Origin of the sequence: Thermanaerothrix sp. (assembly GCA_026417795.1) — a bacterium.
Lineage (GTDB): Bacteria > Synergistota > Synergistia > Synergistales > Synergistaceae > Thermanaerovibrio.
In genome coordinates this window covers 1-1,472 of sequence record JAOACP010000096.1, presented here as the reverse complement: position 1 = coordinate 1,472, position 1,472 = coordinate 1, and the positions used below count along the sequence as shown (strand labels likewise).

The 1,472-nt window shown below is 49.0% G+C and carries 3 protein-coding genes; all 3 read left to right on the top strand.

Annotation, left to right across the window (positions count from 1 at the left end; all coding sequences use genetic code 11):
- On the top strand, window positions 1-146 hold a 146-nt coding region (locus tag N2315_09335), incomplete at its 5' end, for a methionine adenosyltransferase domain-containing protein (protein MCX7829373.1).
- A gap of 189 nt (window positions 147-335) precedes the next feature.
- On the top strand, window positions 336-1,133 hold the full coding sequence (locus N2315_09330) for a basic amino acid ABC transporter substrate-binding protein (GenBank protein MCX7829372.1): 798 nt from the start codon (window positions 336-338) through the stop codon (window positions 1,131-1,133).
- Between the two features lie 92 nt (window positions 1,134-1,225).
- Window positions 1,226-1,472, top strand: a 247-nt coding sequence (locus N2315_09325) for a hypothetical protein (GenBank protein MCX7829371.1), incomplete at its 3' end; no start/stop codon positions are given.

The window sequence follows — 1,472 nt, the reverse complement described above, 5'->3', positions numbered from 1 at the left end:
ATCTTTCCCCGGCGGGAATTATTAAGACCCTGGATCTCTTAAGGCCTATCTATCGTCGTACCGCTACCTATGGACATTTTGGGCGAGACGGCTTTAGCTGGGAAAAAACCGATAAGGTGGATGCCCTGAAGAGGGCGGTAAAGTAAAAGGGCTGATTCCACCCCAGGCCCGTTCTGGGAAAGCGTATTGGCTGGGGTGGGCTAGCAGGATAACCTCTAACAGCATACATATACAACAAAACAGTATATTTAATTAAAAATATGGTGTACAATAGGGGTGTTAAAAACAATGGAAACAGGAGTAAGAGCATATCAGACTGAGGAGGGAAAATTTCTATGAAAAAGCGGTTTTGGGGCGGATGGAAAACACTAGGTCTTTTAGGGTGTGCCCTTGTTGTATTTGGTTCCTGTGGGGGCAAGAAAACCGATTCGGCCGGGGCTGGTGAAAAGGGTGCTACTGGCCGTGTAAAAATTGTGGTGGCCTCCGATGCTACCTGGCCACCCATGGAATTTGTGGACGAAAACAAGAATATCGTGGGCTTTTCCCTGGATATGATGAAGGCTATTGCCGAAGCGGCCGGTTTTGATGTGGAAATCCGGAATACCGCCTGGGATGGTATTTTTGCGGGGCTAGAGGCAGGGGCCTACGATGCCATTTGTTCTTCTGTGACGATTACGGAAGAACGAAAAAAGACCATGGATTTTTCTGAGCCCTACGTGAATGCGGGCCAGGTGCTGGTCGTTTCTAAAAAGCTTGAAGGGGTAAGCGCTCTTAAAGACATGGTAGGTAAAAAGGTGGGGGCCCAGATAGGAACCACCGGCGATATAGAAATTCAGAAGGTCCCTGGTATACTTCGTTCTACCTATGACGAAATTGGTCTTGCCTTTGAGGATCTTGCCAATGGGCGCATAGATGGGGTTGTAGCCGATAGTCCCATCGCGGCTAATTTTGCCCTCCAAAATCCAAAATTCAAAGAGAAGCTTAAAATCGTAGGGGAACCCTTTACCGACGAATGGCTGGGTATCGCCGTGAAAAAAGGAGACACCCGGACGTTGGAACTGATAAACAAGGGCCTTTCTATTATTAAGGCTAATGGAACACTGGATAAAATTGCTGCAAAATGGCTCCACTAAGCATGAATCGGACGGGTACCCCAAAAAAGGGGAAGCAGGAGGTAGGTCCTAACCGGGAAGAACACCTTATCCCTGTTCCCACCCATATTACCGTGACCGATAGTACCCTTATCCCTCAAAAGGGAGAAGAAGGGGTATTGTCGGCCTGGAATATCTCTTTCTTTGGGGCCCTGGTGGTTCTGGCTGGGCTGGTAATTCTGTTCCCGGATCCGTACCGCCAAATCCTCGCCTTTGTCCCCGATGGCCTCGCGGTAACCTTTGGGGTAACCGTGGCGGCTATCTCTTTTGCCCTTGTTATCGGGCTTTTGGCAGGCCTGGGGAGAATTTCTCATAATGTGG

What these genes read in the sequence shown, in the direction of transcription:
- N2315_09330 (MCX7829372.1), top strand. Translation starts at nt 336, where the DNA reads ATGAAAAAGCGGTTTTGGGGCGGATGGAAAACACTAGGTCTTTTAGGG.